Here is a 22,266-nt window from a genome sequence, read left to right as displayed (position 1 = left end):
CCCCGGGGGGCCCCGCCGGCCAGGCCCGCGGGGTACACCGCACCGGAGCGTGCGCGGGTGATTTTGGCGGCTAACCCACCCGCACGCGGCGGTTTCGCCCCGGGGGGGGCGCACCCGCCCGCTTCCGTGTGTATCGCCGTCTGTACCGCTGTCCGTACCGCTCTCCGTACTTCTCTCTCCGTACGCGGTGCGTCAGCCCTGGCTGCCGCGGCGGCGCAGCATCGCGAAGCCGAGGCCCGCGGCACCCGCGGCGGCCAGACCGCCACCGGCCGCGATCATCGGGGTCTGGTCGGAGGAGGCGTTGGAGACGCCCTCGGCACCGGCCTTGACGCCGCCCTTCGGGACGACACCGGTGGCGGTCTTGTCCTGCTGCTGCTTCTTCTTGCCGTCCTTCTGGACGGTGTACTTCTCGATCAGCTTGCCGTTGAAGTCGTAGACCCAGCTGTTGCCGCCGCTCTTGCCGTCGATGACGACGAACTTGTACACGCCGTTACCGGCGTTGACGATCTTGTAGGTCCAGCCGTCGTTGAGGGCCGACGGATTCTTCAGGTCGATCGAGCCGAGGACGTTGCCGTTCGGCATGGAGATCTCGACGCGCGGGCCGCTGCTCTTGGTGGCCTTGATCAGCTTGGCTATGCGGCCGTCGGGCATGGTGATCTTGACGGAGGAGACGACGTCGGACGACTTGTCGTCCTTCTTGTTGTCGCGCTTCTTCTCGTCCTTCTTCCTGCCGTCGTCCTTCTTGCCGCCCTCGACCCAGGAGGTGACGGTGCCGTCCGGGTTCAGCACGACGTACAGGCCGTTGTTCTGGCCGTTGGCGGATGCGCCCTTGGCTACGAGGGTGTCGAGCTTGCTGCCGTTGGCCCAGATCTCGGCCTCGTAGTGGTTCTGGCCGAGCTTGAAGACCTTGGCGACCGAGCCGTCGGCGAGCTTGACGGACTTCACGAAGGAGCGGAGCTCCTTCTTCGTGTCGTCCTTCTTGGCGTCGTCCTTCTTCGTCTCGTCCTTCTTGGCGTCGTCGCCCTTCTTCTTGGCGTCGTCGTCCTTCTTCGACTCGTCGTCCTTCTTGACGTCGTCCTTGCCGGGCAGCACCTCGGGCTTGGGCGTCTCGTCGCCCGGCTGGACCTGGGGCTGCGTCTGCGGGTCGGACGGGGCGGTGGGCGAGTCGGCGAAGGCGGCACCGGCCGGGAGGGCGAGAGCGGCGATGGCTCCGGTGGCGATGGCGGCGGTGCGGAGGGTACGGCGAGTGGCGCGCATGGATGCTCTTCCTCGTAACGTCTAGAAGCGTGAAGCTCGTTTGATATGTCGTGTCTGTGGCCCTTTGTGGCGGCGACACCAACAAAGTTACGAGTGCCATGTTTGGGTAATACGTAGGCAATGTAACGGTCGGCTCGTACTTGAGCCGCGACCGTGTAAATCGGCCCGGATTCAACCAAAACGTGCCTGGGGCGCGCCTGCGGGCCGCGTCCGCCCCCTATCCGTCCCCGATCCGCCCCCTAGGGGATGTCACAGCTCAGCCGCAAAGGCGTCCGGTTCCAGCCGCCCCCCGGTTGGCGTACCGGCGGAACAGGTACGTTCGAATCGTGGCTGGATTCAGGATCGGACGCGGCGGCCGGGACAACCGCTCCCCGCGGCAACAGCAAGGGCAGCAGCAGGCCCCGGCACAACAGTGGCCGGGAGCCCAGCAGCAGCCGCAGTACGGGCATGGACAGGGGCAGGGGAACCAGCAGGGCTACGGACAGGGGCAGCCGCAGTACCGGCAGGCGCCCCAGCCGCGGCAGGACGAGCCGGAGTACTTCGGCGACCCGTACTACCAGAGCCAGGGCCAGGGCCAGCCGCAGGGCTACGCCCCCGCCCAGGACCCGTACGCGAACAACCCTGGCCACACCCAGGCGTTCAGCATCGGCGAGGATCCGTACGGCGGCGGCTCGACCTATCGGGCGGGCGCGGTGACGGCACCGCCGAGCGGCCCCCGGCTGCACTGGAAGGAACTCCTGTCCGGCATCGTGATGCGGCCGGGCCCGACGTTCTGGCAGATGCGGGACCACCCCGTGTGGGGCCCGGCGCTGATCGTCACGTTCCTCTACGGCCTGCTGGCGATCTTCGGCTTCGACAAGGCCCGCCAGGACGTCATCAGCACGACGCTGTCCAAGGCTGTCCCGGTGGTCCTCACCACCGGCGTGGTGTTCGTCATCGGCGGGCTGATCCTCGGCGCGGTGACCCACACGATGGCCCGCCAGCTCGGCGGCGACGGCGCCTGGCAGCCGACGGTGGGCCTCTCCATGCTGATCATGTCCCTGACGGACGCCCCGCGGCTGCTCCTGGCCCTGTTCCTGGGCGGCAACAACAGCGTGGTCCAGATCCTCGGCTGGGCGACCTGGCTGGCGGCCGGCGCGCTGTTCACCTCTATGGTGAGCAAGTCCCACGACCTGCCATGGCCGAAGGCGCTGGGCGCCTCCGCGATCCAGCTGATCGCACTGCTGTCGCTGATCAAGCTGGGCACGATCTAGGGACCGTACGCACACGAAAAGGCCCCGGAGTTCCGCACCCCGGGGCCTTTTTCACGGCCGACTCAGGCGTCCAGCACCTGGCCCTCGCGCCGCACGACCGGGGGCTCGACGCTCCACGGGAAGTTGATCCACTCATCGGTACGCTTCCAGACGTACTCGCACTTCACGAGGGAGTGGGACTTCTCGTAGATGACGGCGCTGCGGACCTCGGCGACGTGATCGAGGCAGAAGTCGTACACCAGCTTCAGCGTCTTGCCGGTGTCGGCCACGTCGTCCGTGATCAGCACCTTCTTGCCGGAGAAGTCGATGGCGTTGGGCACGGGAGCGAGCATGACCGGCATTTCGAGCGTGGTCCCCACACCGGTGTAGAACTCCACGTTCACCAGGTGGATGTTCTTGCAGTCCAGGGCGTAGGCGAGCCCGCCCGCGACGAAGACGCCGCCCCGCGCGATGGAGACCACGATGTCGGGCTCGTAGCCGTCGTCGGCGATGGTCTGCGCGAGCTCGCGGATCGCCCCGCCGAACTTCTCGTAGGTGAGGTTCTCGCGCACGTCGTTCTGGTCGTTCATGCTCACACCTGGGTCCGATGGAAATTGAGGAAGGACCGCGAGGCGGTCGGCCCGCGCTGGCCCTGGTAGCGGGATCCGTACCGGTCGGACCCGTACGGCTCCGCGGCGGACGAGCTGAGCCGGAACAGGCACAGCTGCCCGATCTTCATCCCCGGCCACAGCTTGATCGGCAGCGTGGCGACGTTGGAGAGCTCCAGGGTGACGTGCCCGGAGAACCCGGGGTCGATGAACCCCGCGGTGGAGTGCGTGACCAGGCCGAGCCGCCCGAGCGAGCTCTTGCCTTCGAGTCTGCTGGCGAGGTCGTCGGGCAGGGAGATGACCTCGTAGGTCGAGGCGAGCACGAACTCCCCGGGGTGCAGGATGAACGCCTCGTCCCCGTCCGGCTCGACGAGCCGCGTGAGGTCGGCCTGCTCGACGGCCGGGTCGATGTGGGGGTAGCGGTGGTTCTCGAACACCCGGAAGAAGCGGTCGAGGCGCACGTCGATGCTCGACGGCTGCACCATGGATTCGTCGTAGGGATCGATCCGGACCCGCCCGGAGTCGATCTCGGCCCGGATGTCCTTGTCTGAGAGAAGCACGCCCCGAGGATACGCAGTGGCCCCGCCGGGCCCCCAATCGGCGACCCCGGGCCCCCACCCCGGCCCGCCGGGAACCGGGGCGGACCAGCCGCGTACGGCCGGGCCACCGGCCCCCGAGCCAGGGCTGGGAGCCCGCTACCGCCGATCGGAGGGGGGCGAGGCCAGGGAGCCGCTACCGTCGATCGGGGGGCAGGGCCAGAGGAGCCCGCTACCGCTGATCGGGCAGCACCGGAACGGCATGCCGCAGCCGTGCGCAGCGCGGACAGCGGATCAGCCGGCCGGGTCCGATCCGCCCGGCACCGAGCTGCTGCATCGGGAACGATTCCGTGGTGAAGACATGCCCTCCGGCGCAACGGACGACGGTGCGCTCCAACGAGTCCATCAAGTCGCTCAAGTCCCTTCCCCAGCAAGCGTGGACGGAGAAACCACCACATTAGGGGATGAACGGAACGCCCTCGCATGCGGCACTCCGACCACGCACACGCCCTTCACCGTACGCCCCAACTCCCCCCGCCCACACGCCGATCCCGGCCCCCGACAGCACGACGGCCCTCGCTGAATTCACCGAGGGCCGGGCATGAGGTAGAGTGAGCAGCGATCCACTTCCCCTTGAGGAAACGATCACGCGAGTGTAGTTTAATGGTAGAACATAAGCTTCCCAAGCTTAGAGCGCGGGTTCGATTCCCGTCACTCGCTCCACACCGAAGGCCCTGGTCAGCGACCGGGGCCTTGGTTATTGTCTAGACCATTTCGGGGCCACCGTGCCCTCCACGTGCCCTAAGTGGCATCAAAGGGCCGACCGGAGGGGTACCGACGGACCCTGTTGGCTGAACCGGCGTCCGGTCGTCTCGAATCGCGAGACGCATTTTGTGTGACCTGTACCACTCGCTATCGCCGAGCTGCAAACTTTCGTTAGCAAAGCGGGAGTTGGTTGGACCGGCGGCAGGCTCAGCGAACCACGGACAGCCGCGGATGCCGAGTCGGCGTCGTAGCCCGTCCTCGGCTGCGCCCGTCGCCCTCCTGCGCGGTGACGACGAGTCCGAAGACGAGGTCGTTGAGGTCCGCCGGACGCAGTTGAAGGTCTCGGGCCACATCCGCCGGGCGAGTCCCCTCGGAGCGCAGGGCAGTGAAGACCTTCCCCAGCACCTGGGAGGACTCTCGGGGGAGGTTGCTCTGCGGCTCGGCCTTGCGGTAGCCGAGTCGTCCGAGCTCGACACAGTGGGTTCGGTACTGCCACTCAGTGGTGAGGCTCAGTTCGTGCAACCGGTGCGCGAGCGCCATTGCAGCGACCTTCCACCGCCGCTTGGCCTGGAGGATCCAGTTGGTGCTCGGGTTGCGTGGCGTGTGAGCGAGCACGTCCGCGGACGGCATCAGAAAAGCGGCCGCGAAGCGATGGGCTTCCGCCTCGGCCTGGGGCCCGTGGGGCACCTGCTCCTCTCCATGCAGGACCAGGTGGCCCAGCTCATGGGCTGCGTCGAACCGCCCTCGCTCGGCGGTTTTCTGGGTGTTCAGCAGCACGAAAGGGATGCCGCGATCCCAGAAGGAGAAGGCGTCGACCTCCGGGCAATCCCGGGAGAGCGAGAAGACACGGACGCCGTGGGCCTCCAGCAGATGGACCACGTTGGAGATCGGGACGACACCCAGCCCCCATCGGGCGCGCACCAATTCGGCGGCACGCTCCGCCGAGCAGTCCGTACCCCCAGCCTCGCCAGCCTGCGGAACTTGGTCACCCTCACCACGACAACTGAAAGAGGTTAGGGACGGAAGGTCTGGGGCCGGCAAGCGGAAGTGCGCCCCGATCCAGTCCTGGAGGATCCGGACGAGACGGCCACCGCTGAGGGCGATGTCCCTCTGCGAGGCAGTCATCTTGCTCAGTGCCCGGAAGCTGACCGACTCCACGGGGAGCTCTGCCACTTCCTCCGCGCTAAAGAACGATTCGGGGAACTCCAGCGCCTCCGCGATCGCCGAGAGAGAAGGCGGACTGGGGTGCGCCCGCCCGTTCTCGAAGTCCGACAGCCTGCGCGCGGTGAGGCCGGCCAGCTGAGCGAGGCGGGTGACGGTAAGTCCTCGACGCTTACGCGCCAGAACAAGCCGGGATGCGGTGGTCATTGAAGTGCCAAGCAGTAGTAGGCGGGAGGCGGGTCAGCCCAGGCGTTCGATCGGAATGTCGATGCCATCCTCCCCATCGTCGTCGTTCGGGAACGGCGCGTACCCCTCGAAGTCGAGCCGGGGCAGAATGATCCGCTCCTGCCAGCTGGTGATCTTGCCACGGTTGCCATGGTTGTTCGGCAGTGACAGCTCGGAGTACAACCGCGTCCCGGTGTCTGTGTTGACGTGCTGGTACAGGAGGAACCAGGTCGGAATGCCGTTACCGGTTTCCTGGGGCTCAGACTCGGCTTCGTAGCCAGGCAACATCAACTGCCGGTTGGTCTCCACGCGCCGGATCACGGCGGATCCCTTGGTGTACCGGGTCGACGGCGTGAGGGCAGCGAAGCCGGTTTCCTTGCTCCCGCTGGAAGCCGTGAGGGCGAAGTCGTCACCTGGTGCCACTAGGAGCGACACGTTGCTGGGACTCGTGCTGCCCCATCCCTTGGGCACGTAGATCTCGCGCAGGAAGCGGATGGTGCGCCCCCAGAAGATGTTGCCGGGGAGGGAAACGGGGTCGAAGGGGGTGCAGAAGTTCCTCTCGGCTTCAGCTCGCCGGAGTGCGGTCTCGATCTCTTCCGTGGACAGCCCTAGTTGGCTCAGCCGATCGCCGGGGCGAGATCCCTCTACGTGCACGACTGTCATCCCCAGCCCCTCACCACACAGAGTGAATTTCCGGAAATCCTCCCTCATTCGAGGTGGAAAATCAAGAACTGCACCAGGTCAGAGGGGCTGGCCGTACTGTTCCCGCGCGCACCACGGAAGCCATGTGGACCCGTCCGTAGTGCCGCGACCTGCGGCGATTGCGACCGCGAGGGGTGTGGCCGTGTCGGCCACACCCCTCGCGGACAGCGCTACGCCTCGCGAGCTCCCGGCGGCTCGACGACCTCGGCCACCTTCGCCCGCTGGGTACGGACCAGCCCGTCGATGCCGTTGGCGACCTCCATCTGACGGTCCAGCGGAGAGTGCTGGTAAACCATGGCCGCCTTCTCCGAGGACTGGCCGGCGCGGACCATCGTGTCCTTCAGGGTCGCGCCGGAGCGAGTCGAAAGGGTGTGGCCCGTGTGCCGCAGGTCGTAGAAGCGGAAGTTGTCCGGCAGCCCGACCAGTTCGCGGGCCTTACGCCACTTGCGGCCGAAGCTCGTACGGCGGAAGGGAGCGCCCTTCTCGCCGACGAACAGCAGGCCGTTCTCGCCCGGCTCGGCGAACCACCGCAAGTGCCGGTCGACCTCCTTGTAAAGGAAGCCCGGCAGGACGATCGTCCGCTTGCCCGCCGCCGACTTCGTGTCACCGGGCGCTCGTTGGCCGTTCGTCCGCTCAGGCTCCGCCTTCGTGACGTACACGGCGAGCGGGTCGAGGCTGACGTCCGGGCGGCGCAGGGCGGCCTGCTCCTCCGGGCGCATCGGGCCGTACGCGGCGAGGTAGACCATCAGCCGCCAGCGCGGGCCCATCGCTTCGGCGACCGCGTCGACCTGGGCGACGGTGGCGACCGGCCGCTCGTCCGGCGACTCCTTGCCCGCACCTTTGATCCGGCAGGGGTTGCGGCGGATCAGTTCGTCGTCGGCGGCCGTCTCCAGGATGGCCTTCAGTAGCCGATCCGCCTTGGCGACCTGGGTGGGGCCGGTCGCGGTGAGGCGTTCGGTCCGCCAGGTGCGGACGTCGGCGGGATCGATCTCGTCCAGGCGCCATTCCCCGAAGGTGGGCAGGATGTGGAGGCGCAGGAGGAGGCGGTAAAGGTCTTCGGTGGTGACCGCGAGGCCGCGCTCCTTGACCCAGGTGAGGGCGAACTCTTCGAAGGGGATGGCCCCGGCGTCCGGGTCGCGCCAGACCTTCCGCTCGATGTCGGCCTGGGTGACGTTGAGCCAGGTCTGGGCGTCCGTCTTAGTCTCGAACGTCTCGGGTGCAGTACGCCGTTCGCCGTCCGGCGCCCAGTAACGGGCCTGCCAGCTCCCAGACGGGAGCCTGCGCACGGTGCCGAAGTCGCGCCGCCGCTGCGGCCTGCGCGGCGCCATCAGGCAGCCATCCCATAGCCGGAACGTCGAGCACGGACCGGCTCGACCGTCCGCTCCTCTATGTACGCGGCCAGGACGCTGTCGGCGATGCGGACGTGCTTGCCGACCTTGACGTACCGGATGCGGCGTTGGGATATGAGGCGGCGGATGAAGCGCTCGCCGACGCCGAGACGCTCGGCCGCCTCGGGGACGGTGAGGAGGCGGTCAGCCATGCAGGATCACCTCCTTCGCGACGGGGAGGAGGTGCAGGAGGGCAGGGGGCATTGCGGTTCGGCGCAAGGAGGTTCCTCGTCTGGCACGGCGGTGCGATTCCGCAGGCGTGCCGGTGGTGATGGTCGTTCAGACGCGGGCAGGGTGAAGTGGCTGCTGGCTCAGGGGCGTTGGCGCGCCCCAGCGTGAGTCGGCAGCCGGGTCGCTACGGGGTCTCGTGCAGGAGGTCGAGCGGGCAGACGTCGAGTGCGGCGGCGATGGCCACGAGGTCGTCGACGTCGCAGCGTCGCCGTCGGCGCTCGATGCGGGACAGCATCGTGACGGTCATCGGGCGACCGAACACGGTCACGCGGGCGGCCAGCTGGCGCTGGGCGAGACCGCGAGCAGTACGGGCGCGCTCGATGGCGCGGGCGGTCCGCTCTCCGGCGGGACCCATTTCGGCGGGGCGTCTAGGCATAGGTCAATTTGTAGCTTGGAAAACGCTATTTTGGAAGTTCCGTTTCTACTGCTATGTTGCGCCGCTTTGTTGTCAGGACCCCTGCATCGCTCCAGTGCGGCGCGCAACATATACGACGATCCCCGGTTAGCGAAATAACGGCCCGTCAGGTCACCACGACAGGTGGCGCTGCCCGTGGAGCAGCAGCACCTTCCCTGCTCAGGCCACCTGTCCCGCCATCGAGAAGGCGTGGCAGCCTGGGCGGCGAAGTGCTACGAGTTGCCCGTTTCACCCCGATCCTTTCCCGGAACTATTTCGCCAACCGGGGATCCGGGGCTAACGTTTTAATTCCCGGCGCAGGACGCGTTCGCCGACAGCTGTTTGCTTTCCCGGCGCAATGCTGGACTTTTTCCGGGTGGGTGTGGCTTTATTGGCCATGCCTTCGGAGCCCCCCGGGCCCCGAGGGCAAGAAAAAACCCCGGCGCGCCAACGCCGGGGCCAACGAGTCCCCTACCGAATCACCCGCGTCTGAACGACTGAGCGGTGGCGATCGCACGCCACCGTGGGAGGAACCTCTATGCCCCACAGTAGGGCCTTCACGGCGCTACTCATACCCCCGTCCGCCAGCTCCACCGCCGCATCCCCGCTCTTCTCCGCGAAGGCGGGGCGATAGCCATGGCGCGGATCCGCACCATCAAGCCCGAGGCGTTCATCTCGGAATCGCTCGCCCAGGTGTCCCTCGCCGCCGAGCGGACCTTCTTCGGCCTGCTCACCCAGGCCGACGACCACGGCCGCTTCCGCGACCAGGGCGCCGTCATCGCCGGCGCCCTGTGGTCCCTGCGCCCCGAGCACGGCCCGCTGGGGGTCGAGGACGACCTCAACCAGCTCGACGGCGCCGGTCTGATCTGCCGGTACGAAGGCGAGGACGGCAAGCGGTACCTGCACATCGTCACCTGGGCCAAGCACCAGAAGATCAACCGGCCCAGCGGCAGCCGCTGCCCAGCCTGCCCCCGCCATGAGGGCGCCCGATTCACCGAGTCCTCCGCGCCGGTCCACGGAGCCCTGCGTGAGCAGGTCGTGCGCCCTCACGGAGGGCTCCGTGAGGACTCCGGAGAACGGCGCGAGCCGTCCGTGAGCCGAGAATCCGCAGGTCAGGATGGATTCAGTGAGCCCTCACCGCCACGACAGGGAGGGCTCATGGAGGGCGCGGTGAACCCTCATCGTCCGGATCTAGGACCTAGGATCCTGGATCTAGGATCACCTCCGGTGGGGAGCGCAAGCGCCCCCGCGCCCCACACCATCTCGGGTTCGGTCTCGGCCAAGGACCTGGTCGGCGAGTACGTCGCCTCGTGCGAACACCGCCCGCCCAGCGACGTACTCGGCCGACTCGGCAAGGTGATCGGCAAGCTGCTCGGCGAGGGCATCGCCCCCGACCACATCCGCGCCGGGATGGACCGCATGCACGCCAAGGGCCTGTCCGTCGGCCTGCTACCGAGCCTGGTCAACGAGGCCATGAACACCCCACGCGCCGCCACCGGTACCGCCGTCCACAGGCCGTGGACAAACCCCGCCGACGTCGAAGCCGCGTACGGGGGTGACCTGTGACCACAGCCCTCCGCACACCACAGCGCGTCGGCGCGCTGGCAGACCGCTGTGCCGCGATCCTCGCCAAACGGGGCGTCGACCCAACCGACCTGCCTCCGGAGCCCTCTTCGGGGCCAGCGACCGCGCTGGAGCTGGCCGATGCCCGCATCCCGCCACGCTACCGCCACGCCCTCGCCGGCCACCCGCAGGTCACCGCCTGGGTCAACGAGGTCGCCCTCGCCGGGCGACCAGGCCCAAGCGGAACCCGGGGCATCGCCTGCGGCCCGTCGCTGCTGATCGCCGGGCCCACCGGCACCGGCAAGACGTTCCAGGCATACGGCGCCGTGAGGTCACTGCTGGGAGCCGGGGTCCGGCTGCGCTGGGAGGCCGTCACCACCGCCGACCTGTACGCCCGCCTGCGCCCCCGCCCGGGCCACGATCCCGAGCAGGACCTGGTGGCACTGGCCCGCTGCCCGCTGCTGATCCTGGACGACCTCGGCGCGGCCAAGCAGTCGGAGTGGACAGAGGAGCTGACGTACCGGCTGATCAACCGCCGCTACAACGACATGCTCCCCACCCTCATCACCACCAACCTGCCGACCGACGCCCTGCGCGACGCCGTCGGCGACCGCGTCGCCTCCCGCCTCGCCGAGATGACCACCCGCGTCGTCCTCACCGGCGCCGACCGCAGACGACACCCCGCCGCGTAATAACAGGCCCTACGGCGCCGCCACCTTCACCTTCACCTTCACCACCCCGCCCGTACGCGCCACTGTGCTGCCCACACTGCGCGGCGGGCCCCCTGGAGACCCCTGCATGACGCAACTCGCCATGCCCGCACTCGGGCACTGGAACACCACATACCTCACCGTCGCCGCCCTCGTCCTCGGATGCGTCGGAGCGCTGGACAGCCTGCGGATGCGGCGGCGCACCCGCCGAATCAGCGACGACCAGCAGCCCGGAACACCCGCGGTCAGGGTCGCCGCGCTGGCCGCGGCCGTCTGCACCGCCTACAGCGCCGACACCAGCTGGCGGTTCGCCGCCGACTACCTGAACATGGTCGGGACGACCGAACGCACCGCAATGTTCGCCGCCGCCGAACTCGCCCTGTTCGCCACGGCACTGCTCGCCCGGCAGAACCTCAACGGCCCCAAGCAGACACCTGGTCTGCCCGGCGCCATGACCTGGGTAATCACCACCGTGCAGGTGATCCCCGCCTACGCCGAGTCCGGCCCGGTCGGCGGCACAGTGCGGGCCTTTGTAGGCCCCATCATGGCCGCACTGCTCTGGCACCAGGCCATGGGCATCGAACTACGCCTCCGCAAGCCCGAGGCCACCTCCCACAGCACCCTCGCCAGGGCCGGCCGCGAACTCCGTGAGCGCCTACTCTCCCTCGTCGGGGTCCCCGAACGCGACCGGGACGCCGCCCAGATCACCCGCGACCGCGCCACCCGCAAGGCAGTCGACAAGGCCGCATACCTCGCCGAGTCCACCCCGAAGTGGCACAACGGCTGGCGCCGCCACTACACCGCGCGACGCCTGTCAAAGGCCATCGCCCGAGCCTCGGTCGGCACCGACCACCACCAGCGCCAAGACCTGCTCCAGCAGCTCGCCGCCCGCCGTCACGCGGCAGCGCTCGCGACCATCGAACTGCCTTCCCCCTGGACTGAGTCCACCCCGACCTCGGACACCGCACCCAGCCCCGGGGCGCTACTCCCACGCGACCGCTCAGATGCCGACAACAGCCCGGAAAGCGAGAGCGCCACGGAACACCCCGACCTCGACCGTTCCCCGGAGAACCTGCCGACCACATCCGTGCAGCCCCAACTCCCTCTGCACGAAACGACACCCAGCCCCGAGCGCACGGAGACCACCTCCGAAGAAAACGGCCCCATGGCACAACGCTACGGCCGCCCACCCGGCGCCGAGATGGACGAACTGCTTGCCATCGCCCGCCGGGCCATCGCAGCGCACGGAAAGGGCACCCGCGCTGTCCTGCGCAACGCCATCCGCGAGGAGGCCGGACTCACCATCGCCGAGGACCGGCTCACCGAACTCAAGACACTCCTCCGCGCCGAACAAGAAGCCGAGACCGAGGGCACCACCGACTGACCGGATATCCGGTCAACCACGGAAGACCACCGCAGGGGCCTGCGGGCCAGCTGGAGTTGCTGGTCGGCAGGCGCCCCCTTCCCATCGCCACGCCGGCCTCGTGCAGCCCCTCGCCGGTCCCCACTCGGACCACCAGAAGACGAAACCTCCCCCGCTCGCTGGCCTGCCCCACCCTCCTCCCCAACAAGGAGCTCCACCCCATGCACGACCCGCACCACAAACTCCCCATCAAACAGTGGGAGATGACCACCGGCCTCAACAGCGCAGCAAGTTGTCGGGTAAGGAGTCCTTACCCGGCCTCCACCCCGGTGGGGGTGGAGGCATCCGGCGCCCAGGGGGCACCGGAGTCGGCCGGCCCGGGGGTGCCGACCGAGACAGGGGGCACCGAGCCGTCGCCGAGCGTGCCGCAGCAGCCTGCGCCTCGTCGCCGTCTGCGTGACAAGCAGTTGCGCGAGCACCGCGTCCACCCCCGTTACAACGACGACGAGTTCGCTCTCATCAAGAACGCCGCTGCCCTGAGCGGCATGACGCCTGGTGGCTATGTGGCCGAATGCTCGCTCGCCGCCGCCCGCTCCGACGACCCCACCGCAGCCGTCGCCGACTACCGCACCATGGTCAAAGCACTGATGGCCTCCAACGGGCAGCTCGGCAAGATCGGCAGCAACCTCAACCAGCTCGACCGCCACCTCAACCAGGACGGTGCCTGGCCGGAGCGAGAACACGTACAGCGGCTGCTGCGCCACATCGAATCGTCGATCGCCAACGTGGACGCCGCCGTCACCCAGGTGACCGAGGGACGGTGAGCACTTGATACCGAAGATCATTCTTGGCAAGGGCCCACATGCCACGCGCCGCACGATCGGCTACCTCTTCGGCAAGGGCCGGGCCAATGAACACACCGATCCACACCTGGTGGCGTCGTGGAACGGGTTCGCCCCCGACCCCGGCCGCAGCCCGCACCGGCCGCAGAAGGAAGTCGAAGCTCAGCTCGCCGCCCAGCTCGACCAGCCCGTGAAGATGCTGGGTGACAAGGCACCCAAGTACACCGTGTGGCACTGCCCCGTTCGTGCCGCGCCCGAAGACCCGATCCTCACCGACACCCAGTGGGCCGAGATCGCCCGCCGCATGGTGGCCGCCGCTGGCATCGCCCCCGACAGGGACGAGGAAGCCTGCCGCTGGGTGGCTGTCCGCCACGCCGACGACCACATCCACATCGCCGCCACCCTCGTACGCCAGGACGGCCGTCGCCCCGAGCGCGGCTACGACCAGCGTGCCGTCCAGCGCGAGGCCCGCAGGATCGAAGCCGACTATGGGCTCAGGCGGTTGAAGCAGGGCGATGGCACCGGCGCCAAGCGTCCCACCAGTAAGGAGCACTTCAAGGCCAAGCGTCTGGGCCAGGACGCCGCCACCCGTGATGTCCTGCGCCTGCGGGTTCGCCGGGCCGTCGCCGCCGCGGCCGACGAGACCGAGTTCTTCGCCCTGCTGAAGGCCACGGGCGTGACCGTGCGCCTTAAGCTCGGCCCTTCCGGCGACGCGCTCGGCTGCAACTTCGCCCTACCCAAAGACACCAACGACAAGGGCGAGCCGGTGTTCTACGCGGGCTCCACCCTCGCCCCCGACCTGTCCCTGCCCAAGATCCGCAAGAGCCTCGCCACCAGCAGCCCCGAACCGGTCACCATCCGGCCAGGTGACCCGTGGCACCAGGCCACCGCCGCCACAGAACGCATCCCCCACCACCTCACCCACGGCGACGACCCGACCGCCCAAGGGCAGCTGGTCGCGCTCGGCGCGACGCTGGACCTGCTGCCCATCACCGCACCGGTCACGGCAAGGGCCGAGCTGGAACAGGCCGCCGTCGCCTTCGAGCGCGCCACGCGCTCCCGCATCGCGGCCGATCTCGATAGCACCCGCGTCCTGCGGCGCAGCGTTCAAGCGATCTGGCGAGAGCGGCCCTCGGACGGCGACGGGTCCGGGTTCGCGATGCTCTTGGACACCGTGCTCACGGCGGTGGCGTTCGCGATGCACTGGCACCGCACGCACCAGCATGCCCAGCAGCAGGCCGCAGCCGAACAGGCCCTCATCCACCTGCAGATCGCGTACGCGCAGGTCGCCGAGCCGGTCCTGACGGGCCTCGCACAACGCACCCCCAGCATCCAGATGAAGCGCCGCTTCGCCCACCACCTCCAACAGGCAGCACCGCAACACGCCGAACGCATCCTCAACGACCCCGCCTGGGACGCACTCACCACCGTGCTCGCTGAAGCGGAAACAGCCGGGCACAACGCGGCCACCGTCCTCGACCAGGCGCTCGGCCAGCGCACCCTGGACGACGCTCACAGCCCGGCCCGCGCGCTGACCTGGCGCATCCGCCGCCTAGGCGAGCGCCACGCCCCTGGACCCCGAGCACAGGCAGCCAGGGTCCGCAGCGCCACACAACGCGCCGCCGCCCCGATCCACCCGGCAGCAACCACTCCGCCGCCGCAGGCACCACCAGCACGACGGCGCTGATCAGCCCGAGGCGGGCAGCTCGGGAGTGAGCAGTTCCAGCGCTTCCTCCCAACGGAAGTGGTCAGCACCGCCGCTGGCCTTCGGCTTGTGGGGCTCGTACGAGCCGATCAGGACGCCCATCTCGCGCAGCCGCCCCAGCCTCTGGCTGTACGCGGGATGGGCGGCCTGGGCCGAGTTGAGATACGGAAGGACGGCGGTAGGGATGCCGAAGCCGTACGCCTCGCAAAGGATGCCCAGAGCGAGGGTGTCGGAGATCCCGGCGGCCCACTTGTTGATCGTGTTGAAGGTGGCCGGGGCGACCGCGATGGCGTCGGCCGGAGGCAGCGGACGCGGGTCGCCGGGCGGATCGGGTAGCCGGTCTGCGCCTCGACCGCCTCGGCGGCGATGAAGCCGAGGCCCTGCGGGGTCGCGATGACGCCCGTCCCAGTTCGCTTCCTGCGCAGCCGTGATCAGCTTGCCGACGTCGCCGGCGATTCCGGCCGCGCAGACCACCACGTACAGGAAGGGCTTCTTCGGCTGATCGTTCACGCGGCGACTCCTGATGGGCGTCTGGAGTGAGAAGGCCCCAGCGGCATACGTCCGCCTTGATCGCGGGCGGCTGGCTACACCAGGGAGGGCAGGACGCCTCGGGGCCAGTTGCCGAGCCAGAACGCGGCGGTGGACGGGGCCTGTTGGTCTTGGGTGGAGCCGTCGTGCGGGAAGAGTTCGGTGGGGGCGATGTAGCCCTCTCCGGGGTCCAGGCGGAGCCGGAAGCAGAGGATGAGGTGGCCGTCGTCGACGTAGTGGCGGAGGTCGTCGGTGTGCGGGTATCGCAGGTCGAAATCGTCGGGGTGGACGGCTTTGCAGATGGCGCGGATGTCCAGGTCGCCGAGGAGGAGGTAGCGGGTGCCGGGGCCGAGGTTGATGCAGAGTCGGCGGCGGCCGGTGTGCTTGGTGGCGTAGGGGAGCTTGTCCCAGTTGTCGACGTGCAGACCGATGCGGCGGCCGCCGTTCTCGTGGTTGGCGGTGGTGGTGAAGGCGTCCGCGGGGGCAGCGGCCTGGCCGAGGTAGACGGCGTCCGGATCGCCGAGCCGGTCGGCCAGGGCGCCGAGTACGTCGGTGGGGTCGGGCGGCTTCACGAGCTCGACCAGGGCGCTGTCCCTGGTATGTGCGCAGTCGGTGAGGTCGCGGGCGGTGTCGTCGGTGATGTCGGTCCACGGGCCAGCGGGTACGACTGCCCCGGTCTCGTAGGTGGGGCCGCCGCGCATGGCGCGCAGGGTGGTTGTCTCGCAGCGTTCCCGTAAGGCGCTGAGGTCGGTGGCCGCGATGCTCAGGGTCATGTGGGGCCCTTCTTGGGGTCAGCGGTCGTCGAGGTCTTCGCCGTACGTCACGTCGAGTTCGGCGAGCAGGGCCTGGGCCAGCTCGACCTGCTGGGCGCGGTCGATGATGACCTTGGAGAGTTTGCTGACGCCGGTGATGGCGGAGAGGTCGTTGCCGCGCAGGTCGAGGTCCTTGTAGCGGCCCTTGCCGAATTCGGTCAGCCGCAGGGTGCAGGCGTCCAGCACGGCGTTGGTGAGGTCGCATCCGGTGAAGGACGTCTCGGTGAGGACGCACTGGGAGAAGACGACCGGGCCAGTGGCGCGGAGGTTTTCGAGGGTCGTGTAGTCGAGCTTGCAGCTCTCGAACAGGACGTCGTCCAGCGTCAGGTCCGACAGGGCCGCGCCCATGATCTTGCAGTTGCGGAAGACCACCCGGGAGAGCTTGCTGTCGCGCCAAGTGGCGCTGCCCAGATCGCAGTTGTCGAACTCGACCACGCTGAGGCGGAGCTGCTCCAGGTGCACGCGGGCGGCGCGCAGACCGGTGATCTTGCCGCTGACGAGCTGGGCGCCGGCGAGGTCGAGCACGCGGAGGACGGCATCGGCGTAGTGGAAGTCCTGGAGGACGCCTCGGCCGCCTTCGAGGGACTGGACGCTGGACAGGTACAGGCCCGGTTCGTCCAGGCCGGGCAGGGTCAGCGTGACGCGGCCGAAGGTGCGGCTGTCCATGGTCGTACTCCATCTCTCGGGAGATCTCTCCGGGGCCGAGGCCGCCGAGGCTACTTCTTGTTCCAGTTGTCCCAGGTCGGTCGGTTGTCGAACGCCGGGGTGTTGTTGGACCAGGTGGGGCGGTTGTCGAACTTCGCGACGGGCAGTAGCGGGGACGGGCCCGTGGTCTGCTGTATGAGGGCGCGCAGTCGGTCGGCGGAGGCGAGGACGAGGTCAGTCGCCGTGGGTTCGGACATGCTGGGTGACTCCTTCCAGGAGGGCGATTTTGGCGGTGGTGCAGTAGCGGGTTCGGGTGCCGTCCATGCGGCCGGAGTGTTCGAAGTAGCGGTTGGCGGGATGGCCGCCGCCGCAGAAGGCGAAGTACGGGCAGGTGGCCCGGCAGGCGTCGACGCCCTGCCAGAACTCGGGCAGCCACACGGTGCGCTGCTCGGCCTCGGCCAGCAGCGTCTCCAGGCTGTCGTGCAGGACGTTGCCGGTAGTGAAGTCGCCGAAGCGCGGGTCGGTGAAGCCGGCCAGCTCCGGAGACAGCAGCACCACACCACCGTCGTACGCGACGGTAGGCAGCGGGTCCCACGGCTGCACGGTCGGCCCCGTGGCCGATTCCCCGTACAACACCGACGCGGCGAACTCCCGTACCCGGGACACCTCTCGGAGCTGGATGGCCGGGTTGGACTGCCAGGCCGCTGTGAGTGCCGCCCAGAACTCGGTCGCCCGCTCGCGGTCGGCGACGTGCACGGTGGCGTTGGCGCCTTCCTGTTCCTCGACGTTGACGCCGAGGGAGTGGCAGCCGAGTTCGGCGAAGAACGCGTAGAACTCGGCCGCGCGGGCCGGGTCGGGGTCGGTGACCACGGCGATGGCCGAGAACGGGATCCCGCGGGCCTTGAGGCGCTCGATGCCGCGCTTGATGACGCGGAAGGCCGGGTGGCCGGCGCGGGTGACGCGGTGGGTGTTCATGTCCTCCGGGCCGTCGATGCTGACGCCCACCCCCACGTCCCACTCCAGCAGGAACTCGCACCACGCGTCGTCGATCAGTGCGGCGTTCGTCTGCAGGGTGTGCTTGCCCGAGGTGAAGGGCGCCATCAGCCGGGCCAGGTGGCCGTGGCCGGCGGACAGCGGTTCGCCGCCGTGCCAGACGATCTCGAAGCACGGATCTCGGCGGGCCCATTCGTTCACCGAGGCCGCCACCGCCTCGGCGACCTCCACCGCCATGAGGTGCTTCTCCTTGCGGAAGGGCAGGTAGCAGTACCGGCAGTCAAGCGGCTGACACAACGTGGTCGGCTGCATGATCACAGCACCGGGAACCGCGGCGAGACAGGCTGACGGGCGGGCTGTGGTCACACCGGCTCCTCGTCGTTCGGCAGGGCGGTGTCCGAGACGGCCACCGACAACGGCTGAGCCGAGTCGAGCAGTTCGGCTGCGGAAGTGCTGAGGATGAGGAGCGGCGGGGTGATCCAACAGACCGAGCGCGGCCAGGACGAACCGAAGTCCGGGGTCGCCTTGGGCGGTCACAGCCCGGCCGCCATCGCGAGGGGCGGCCGTACGTCGTGGACGTACGACCTTGGTGCAAGGGCCTGCACCCGCAGCCGTAACAGCGCGCTGCGGCCGGGCTCCGGTGCGGGCACCGGAACCTCGAACTCGGCCCACACCTTCTTGCCCCGCTCGGTCTCTTCCCAGCCGTTCCGGGCCGCGAAGCAGTCCACCAAGGCCAGGCCGCGACCGCCCTCGTCATCGGCCTCGGCATTCTGGCGCTCGGGCGGCTCGGGGCTGCCGTCGTGGACGACCAGCAGCAGCCGACCCTCGCCCGGCTCGTAGTAGAGGCCCACCATGACCAGGCCGTCGCTGTGGACGACCGCATTGGTGATCAGCTCAGAGGCGACCAGCTTCACCGCCTCCCGATGGTCGCGGTCCAACGGCGCATTCCAGCCGCTGACCTGCCTAAGGACGCGGTCTCGGGCGAAGGCGACGACGGAGGGGTCTCCTGGTACGACGATCCGGGCGTGGCGCGTGGTCATGAGGACTGCTCCTCGGGCTGGGGACGGAGCGGCTCCCGCCCCGACGGGGGGACGGAGTGGGAGCCGCCGATCACGCCGTACGAGAGGGCTGAGCGCGGATTACGCAGCTCCCGACGGCGGAACTCAGTAAATGGCCGCGCCCACAACCTGCGAGACTCCGCCAGGTGACCCCAAGCCGGAGTCATCCCAGGCTCGTTGGACATAGCCTCGATGCACGCCGTACGGGGGAGATACCAATGGACCGCGCACAGCGAGATCCGCGCGACGTCGTCGCCGGACTGCTCGGCGACGAGCGACTCCTCGCCGCCTGCACGCAGCGCGACATGGGAGCCCTGTTCCGGCTGCTCAACCACCGGGGCATCAGCACCCGCCGGATCGCGAGCGCCGTCGACATCACCCAGGGGCGGCTCTACGACTACATGAACGGCAAGAGCCGGGTCGAGAAGCTCGTCATCTTCGAGCAGATCGCCGACGCCTTCCACATCCCAGGCCGCCTCCTCGGCCTCGCCCGCCGCCCCTGGGAACCCACCCCGAGTCACGAGCCGGCGCCGGATGCCGGATTACCGCCGGACGATGACGACTTGACGGCCATGGACGCGTTCCGCAACGCGGACCGGCAGACCGGAGGCGGCCGCCTGTACGGCGCGGTCGTCCGCCACCTCAGCCACAGCATCGCCCCACGGCTGGTCGACGCCGACAGCAACCCACAGGTCTTCGCCGCCGCGGCCGCCCTGACCGAGATGGCCGGCTGGATGGCCCACGACTCCGGACGCGACGACCTCGCCGGCCGCCACTTCACCCGCGCCCTGCCGCTCGCCCGCACCTCCGGCGACACCCCGCTGGCCGCCAACATCGCCGCGAGCAACAGCCACCTCGCCCTCCAGACCGGCGACGCTGCGGCTGCGGTGCACTGGGCGCGCACCGGCCTCGACCTCACCTGCCAAGGCCCGCGTATCCCCGCCCTCACCGCCCGTCTCAGTGCCATGTCGGCCCGCGCCCTGGCCGCCGCATCCCAGCCGGCCCAGGCCGCTCGCGCCCTCGACGACGCCCATCGGCTCCTCGTTGCCTCGGCCGAGGCAGCCCACCCATGGCTCAGCCCGTTCGACACTGCCGCCCTGGCCAGCGAGTCCGCCCTCGTGCTGCGCGACATGCAGCGCTACGACGAGGCGCTCATCCACGCCGAACTGGCCATCTCCCTACGGGAAACCGGCCGAGCCCGCTCCCTCGCCCTCAGCCGCATCACCCTGGTCAACATCCACATCCACCGCCAGGACCTCGACGCCGCCGTCAGCGTCGGCCACCAGCTACTCACCGCCGACCCCACCCTCGGCTCCGTACGCGTCATCCACCAAATCGACGACCTCAGAGAGCTGCTGGCACCTCACCACGGCTATCCCCCTGTACGAGACCTCCTGACGCGCTTCGACGAAGCGAGACGAGCCAGAATGCTGCTGCTCGCCGACATCATCCCGCCGCCCAGCAAAGGCACCGCTCCATGAGGCCCACCCCCGCAGACCCCGCCGCCTGGAACGCCTACCTCGCCGAAGGCAACGCCACCCAAGCCCGAAAGCGCGTCGCCGCCGACGTCATCCTGCGCGACTCGGAAGGCCGGGTCCTCCTGGTCAATCCCACCTACAAGCCCGGCTGGGACCTCCCCGGCGGCATGGCCGAAGCCAACGAAGCCCCCGATTCGGCGGCACGGCGCGAGCTGAAGGAAGAACTCGGACTCGACATCACCGTGCGCCGGCTACTGGTTGTCGACTGGGTGGCACCACACGGCCCCTGGGACGACCAGATCGCCTTCATCTTCGACGGCGGCACACTGAGCGAGGACCAAGTGACAACGCTCCGGCCGCACGACGAAGAACTCTCCGCGGTGCGGTTCGCCCCACCCAAGGAAGTGGCCAGCGTCCTCCGAGACCGACTCAGCCGCCGCTACCAGGCAGCGCTGGAAGCACTCACGGACGGGGCAGCCCGGTATCTGCGGGACGGGCAGTCCCTCGCCTGATGGGTCGTCTGAGGAGAACCGAATGCGCCTGCTGCCCCGGCACACCCGGTCCGCGCCACGATCCCGGAGCGCTCGGTGCACGCGACGTTCGCCCGGAAATTCAACGGCCTCAGCGGCAACGCCTACCTGACACTCACCAAGGTCCAGGCAGCGGCGCTGACGGAAGTCGTGGCCCGCATGCGGAAGGTCCGCCTGCCAGACGCCCCGGCCGCCATGGTCTACGGCGACCTGAAACCCGAGCACGCCGTGTTCCCCGACGGCTCCGACGGCCGCCCCGCCTTCCTCGACCCCAGCATGTCGCTAGGGCACCCGGAGACGGACCTGAGAAAGCTCACCTCCCGCCTCGTCCTCGGCTTGGTCGCCGCGCCACCCCAGGGGGCCGGGACGGCGGCCGTCCTCGGCGGCATCGGCCAGTTCACCGACACGGCTCCTCGTACGGGGTTCCGTCCGAGTAGGTCGGCTGCTCGGCCCGGTGCCACTGGAACCCGTCGCAGACGCGCCGGGTGTGACACGCGCAGTTCGGGCAGTCCTCTGACGTCGGACGTACGTAATCGGGGCCGAAGGGCTCGGGGAACGGGTAGTCGTCCGTCATACTGTCGTCTCCGTCGTGCTTGCGGTGGGGTAGCAGACGGTCCTCCACCGGGCGGGCAGAACGCCCTTAGACCAGCCGTTGACGGTGTCCGGCTTCGTCAGCTCAGCCGAGCCGATGGTGTATCCGGCTTCGACAAGCCGGTGCTCGAACAGGGCCGGGGTGAACGGCTCCTCCGCAGGGCCAAGGTCTCGGTGGACGAGGAACCGCACGGGGTTCCAGTCGGGGTCCCCCGCGGTGTTGCTGGCCTCCGCGTCGAGCGGAGTCACCATGAGGTGCATGCGTTCCTTGTTCAGGTAGACGAGGGCACGGTGCGGGGCCGGTGGACTTCAACGTTCTCTCCTGGTCACAAAGGAGTGGTCGAAGGGAGCTGGGGCGGGTCACCACAGGCTCAGGGGGCGGCCTTCCCCCGCCGCTCTGTGGATGCGGAGGGCGATGTCCGCCTCGGACTCGCCGTTGGCGCGTCCGGTTCGTATGGCCTCGCCGATGGCTCGTGAGCGGCCAGCAGGCCCGCGCAGGTCAGCCAGTGGGCTTGCTGGGTTCCGGCGCCGGGCCAGCCACTCGGCTCAGTTCTCCGCCGGGGTCCCGAGTCGCAGGTGGTTCGGCTGTTGGCATGAGTGGGAGTCACACGAGTGGCACACGGTGGGGCTGTCCTTGCCCCAGCCGAGCCGGGGGATCACGACGTGCGCGAGCTGGTAGCCGTACAGGTGCCCCGGAACCGTTCCCCGGCGGGTCCGGCCCGGCAAGGAGGCGGCGCGGAAACTCGCGTGCCCCGTATCCGAGACTCCTCTGTCAGGTGCGAATTCGCTCCCCCTTTTCCCCTGTGAAAAACGCACGGACCCGCGAGGCCGAGGGCAGAGAGCCGCAGATGGAGCCGGGTAATCAGGGGTTGTAATCGTGGGGTGGGGGGTCAGCGGGGTGTGTCGTTGTGGATGAGCTTGTTGCGGATGTTGGGGGTGTGGGGGTGGT

At 69.0% G+C, this 22,266-nt stretch carries 25 protein-coding genes and 1 tRNA gene; 9 read left to right on the top strand and 17 right to left on the bottom strand.

The features are described from left to right. Positions 1 to 192 precede the first annotated feature (192 nt). Positions 193 to 1,257, bottom strand: coding sequence for a hypothetical protein (locus ACIBK6_RS41290; protein ID WP_399058465.1), 1,065 nt, complete (start codon positions 1,255 to 1,257; stop codon positions 193 to 195). A 326-nt stretch (positions 1,258 to 1,583) separates the two neighbouring features. Here ACIBK6_RS41290 and ACIBK6_RS41285 point away from each other — a divergent pair, with 326 nt between their 5' ends. Beyond that, positions 1,584 to 2,510 (top strand): Yip1 family protein, encoded by a 927-nt coding sequence (locus tag ACIBK6_RS41285; protein ID WP_399058463.1) that lies wholly within the window; start codon positions 1,584 to 1,586, stop codon positions 2,508 to 2,510. 62 nt (positions 2,511 to 2,572) lie between these two features. Here the strand turns inward: ACIBK6_RS41285 and ACIBK6_RS41280 are convergent, their stop codons facing one another. The 3 genes from ACIBK6_RS41280 to ACIBK6_RS41270 form a co-directional block, all read right to left on the bottom strand. Beyond that, positions 2,573 to 3,079, bottom strand: a complete 507-nt coding sequence (locus ACIBK6_RS41280) for a phosphoribosyltransferase (protein ID WP_199826980.1) — start codon at positions 3,077 to 3,079, stop codon at positions 2,573 to 2,575. Between the two features lie 2 nt (positions 3,080 to 3,081). Next, positions 3,082 to 3,657, bottom strand: coding sequence for a dCTP deaminase (gene dcd / locus ACIBK6_RS41275; protein WP_399058460.1), 576 nt, complete (start codon positions 3,655 to 3,657; stop codon positions 3,082 to 3,084). Positions 3,658 to 3,865: 208 nt separating this feature from the next. Beyond that, the gene (locus tag ACIBK6_RS41270) at positions 3,866 to 4,051 is read right to left on the bottom strand and encodes a hypothetical protein (RefSeq protein WP_399058467.1); all 186 of its coding nucleotides are present in this window, start codon (positions 4,049 to 4,051) and stop codon (positions 3,866 to 3,868) included. Between the two features lie 231 nt (positions 4,052 to 4,282). Between ACIBK6_RS41270 and ACIBK6_RS41265 the strand changes: the two genes are divergently transcribed. After that, a tRNA-Gly gene (locus ACIBK6_RS41265) sits at positions 4,283 to 4,356 on the top strand. A gap of 249 nt (positions 4,357 to 4,605) precedes the next feature. On the opposite strand, the gene ACIBK6_RS41260 is transcribed toward ACIBK6_RS41265, so the two are convergent. From ACIBK6_RS41260 to ACIBK6_RS41240, 5 genes are all read right to left on the bottom strand, one after another. Then, a complete protein-coding gene (locus tag ACIBK6_RS41260) occupies positions 4,606 to 5,766 on the bottom strand; it encodes an ImmA/IrrE family metallo-endopeptidase (protein ID WP_399058458.1) in 1,161 nt (386 codons plus the stop codon). Positions 5,767 to 5,799: 33 nt separating this feature from the next. Beyond that, positions 5,800 to 6,447: a hypothetical protein gene (locus ACIBK6_RS41255; protein ID WP_399058456.1), complete on the bottom strand. Its 648-nt coding sequence runs from the start codon at positions 6,445 to 6,447 to the stop codon at positions 5,800 to 5,802. 209 nt (positions 6,448 to 6,656) lie between these two features. After that, positions 6,657 to 7,814, bottom strand: a complete 1,158-nt coding sequence (locus ACIBK6_RS41250; RefSeq protein WP_399058454.1) for a tyrosine-type recombinase/integrase — start codon at positions 7,812 to 7,814, stop codon at positions 6,657 to 6,659. Further along, positions 7,814 to 8,026, bottom strand: coding sequence for a helix-turn-helix domain-containing protein (locus tag ACIBK6_RS41245; protein ID WP_399058452.1), 213 nt, complete (start codon positions 8,024 to 8,026; stop codon positions 7,814 to 7,816). Before ACIBK6_RS41245 ends, ACIBK6_RS41250 begins: the two co-directional genes overlap by 1 nt. A 203-nt stretch (positions 8,027 to 8,229) precedes the next feature. Beyond that, entirely contained in the window at positions 8,230 to 8,481 is a 252-nt protein-coding gene (locus ACIBK6_RS41240; protein ID WP_399058450.1) for a helix-turn-helix domain-containing protein, read from the bottom strand. A gap of 654 nt (positions 8,482 to 9,135) precedes the next feature. Here ACIBK6_RS41240 and ACIBK6_RS41235 point away from each other — a divergent pair. The 5 genes from ACIBK6_RS41235 to ACIBK6_RS41215 all read left to right on the top strand — a co-directional run bounded on the left by ACIBK6_RS41235 (position 9,136) and on the right by ACIBK6_RS41215 (position 14,664). After that, a complete protein-coding gene (locus ACIBK6_RS41235) occupies positions 9,136 to 10,065 on the top strand; it encodes a hypothetical protein (protein WP_399058448.1) in 930 nt (309 codons plus the stop codon). After that, positions 10,062 to 10,754, top strand: coding sequence for an ATP-binding protein (locus tag ACIBK6_RS41230; protein ID WP_399058446.1), 693 nt, complete (start codon positions 10,062 to 10,064; stop codon positions 10,752 to 10,754). The genes ACIBK6_RS41235 and ACIBK6_RS41230 overlap by 4 nt, the downstream gene beginning before the upstream one ends. A 106-nt stretch (positions 10,755 to 10,860) precedes the next feature. Continuing rightward, positions 10,861 to 12,156 (top strand): hypothetical protein, encoded by a 1,296-nt coding sequence (locus ACIBK6_RS41225; RefSeq protein ID WP_399058444.1) that lies wholly within the window; start codon positions 10,861 to 10,863, stop codon positions 12,154 to 12,156. Positions 12,157 to 12,356: 200 nt separating this feature from the next. Next, on the top strand, positions 12,357 to 12,959 hold the full coding sequence (locus ACIBK6_RS41220) for a plasmid mobilization protein (RefSeq protein WP_399058442.1): 603 nt from the start codon (positions 12,357 to 12,359) through the stop codon (positions 12,957 to 12,959). 4 nt (positions 12,960 to 12,963) lie between these two features. Next, positions 12,964 to 14,664, top strand: coding sequence for a mobilization protein (locus tag ACIBK6_RS41215; RefSeq protein WP_399058440.1), 1,701 nt, complete (start codon positions 12,964 to 12,966; stop codon positions 14,662 to 14,664). Here the strand turns inward: ACIBK6_RS41215 and ACIBK6_RS41210 are convergent, their stop codons facing one another. From ACIBK6_RS41210 to ACIBK6_RS41185, 6 genes are all read right to left on the bottom strand, one after another. After that, positions 14,665 to 15,192 carry a flavoprotein gene (locus tag ACIBK6_RS41210; protein ID WP_399058438.1) on the bottom strand — a complete coding sequence of 176 codons (528 nt, stop codon included), beginning with the start codon at positions 15,190 to 15,192 and terminating at the stop codon, positions 14,665 to 14,667. Positions 15,193 to 15,266: 74 nt separating this feature from the next. Continuing rightward, complete coding sequence (locus tag ACIBK6_RS41205) at positions 15,267 to 15,983, bottom strand: hypothetical protein (RefSeq protein ID WP_399058436.1); 717 nt, start codon at positions 15,981 to 15,983, stop codon at positions 15,267 to 15,269. A gap of 18 nt (positions 15,984 to 16,001) precedes the next feature. Beyond that, positions 16,002 to 16,688: a pentapeptide repeat-containing protein gene (locus ACIBK6_RS41200; RefSeq protein ID WP_399058434.1), complete on the bottom strand. Its 687-nt coding sequence runs from the start codon at positions 16,686 to 16,688 to the stop codon at positions 16,002 to 16,004. Positions 16,689 to 16,738: 50 nt separating this feature from the next. Continuing rightward, complete coding sequence (gene amcA, locus ACIBK6_RS41195; RefSeq protein ID WP_399058432.1) at positions 16,739 to 16,924, bottom strand: multiple cyclophane-containing RiPP AmcA; 186 nt, start codon at positions 16,922 to 16,924, stop codon at positions 16,739 to 16,741. Next, a complete protein-coding gene (gene amcB, locus ACIBK6_RS41190; protein ID WP_399058430.1) occupies positions 16,902 to 18,026 on the bottom strand; it encodes a cyclophane-forming radical SAM peptide maturase AmcB in 1,125 nt (374 codons plus the stop codon). The genes amcA and amcB overlap by 23 nt, the downstream gene beginning before the upstream one ends. A gap of 167 nt (positions 18,027 to 18,193) precedes the next feature. Beyond that, complete coding sequence (locus ACIBK6_RS41185; protein WP_399058428.1) at positions 18,194 to 18,700, bottom strand: ATP-binding protein; 507 nt, start codon at positions 18,698 to 18,700, stop codon at positions 18,194 to 18,196. A gap of 236 nt (positions 18,701 to 18,936) precedes the next feature. Here ACIBK6_RS41185 and ACIBK6_RS41180 point away from each other — a divergent pair, with 236 nt between their 5' ends. Continuing rightward, on the top strand, positions 18,937 to 20,199 hold the full coding sequence (locus ACIBK6_RS41180; protein ID WP_399058426.1) for an XRE family transcriptional regulator: 1,263 nt from the start codon (positions 18,937 to 18,939) through the stop codon (positions 20,197 to 20,199). Next, on the top strand, positions 20,196 to 20,708 hold the full coding sequence (locus ACIBK6_RS41175; protein ID WP_399058424.1) for an NUDIX domain-containing protein: 513 nt from the start codon (positions 20,196 to 20,198) through the stop codon (positions 20,706 to 20,708). Before ACIBK6_RS41180 ends, ACIBK6_RS41175 begins: the two co-directional genes overlap by 4 nt. A gap of 415 nt (positions 20,709 to 21,123) precedes the next feature. Here the strand turns inward: ACIBK6_RS41175 and ACIBK6_RS41170 are convergent, their stop codons facing one another. Then, the gene (locus ACIBK6_RS41170) at positions 21,124 to 21,300 is read right to left on the bottom strand and encodes a hypothetical protein (RefSeq protein ID WP_399058422.1); all 177 of its coding nucleotides are present in this window, start codon (positions 21,298 to 21,300) and stop codon (positions 21,124 to 21,126) included. Then, positions 21,297 to 21,578 (bottom strand): hypothetical protein, encoded by a 282-nt coding sequence (locus ACIBK6_RS41165; RefSeq protein ID WP_399058420.1) that lies wholly within the window; start codon positions 21,576 to 21,578, stop codon positions 21,297 to 21,299. Before ACIBK6_RS41165 ends, ACIBK6_RS41170 begins: the two co-directional genes overlap by 4 nt. Positions 21,579 to 22,266 lie beyond the last annotated feature (688 nt).

This window comes from Streptomyces sp. NPDC050485, from assembly GCF_044458185.1.
Taxonomy (GTDB): domain Bacteria; phylum Actinomycetota; class Actinomycetes; order Streptomycetales; family Streptomycetaceae; genus Streptomyces.
The sequence above is the reverse complement of the archived record's forward strand: the minus strand, read 5'-3'. Positions and strand labels throughout refer to the sequence as shown.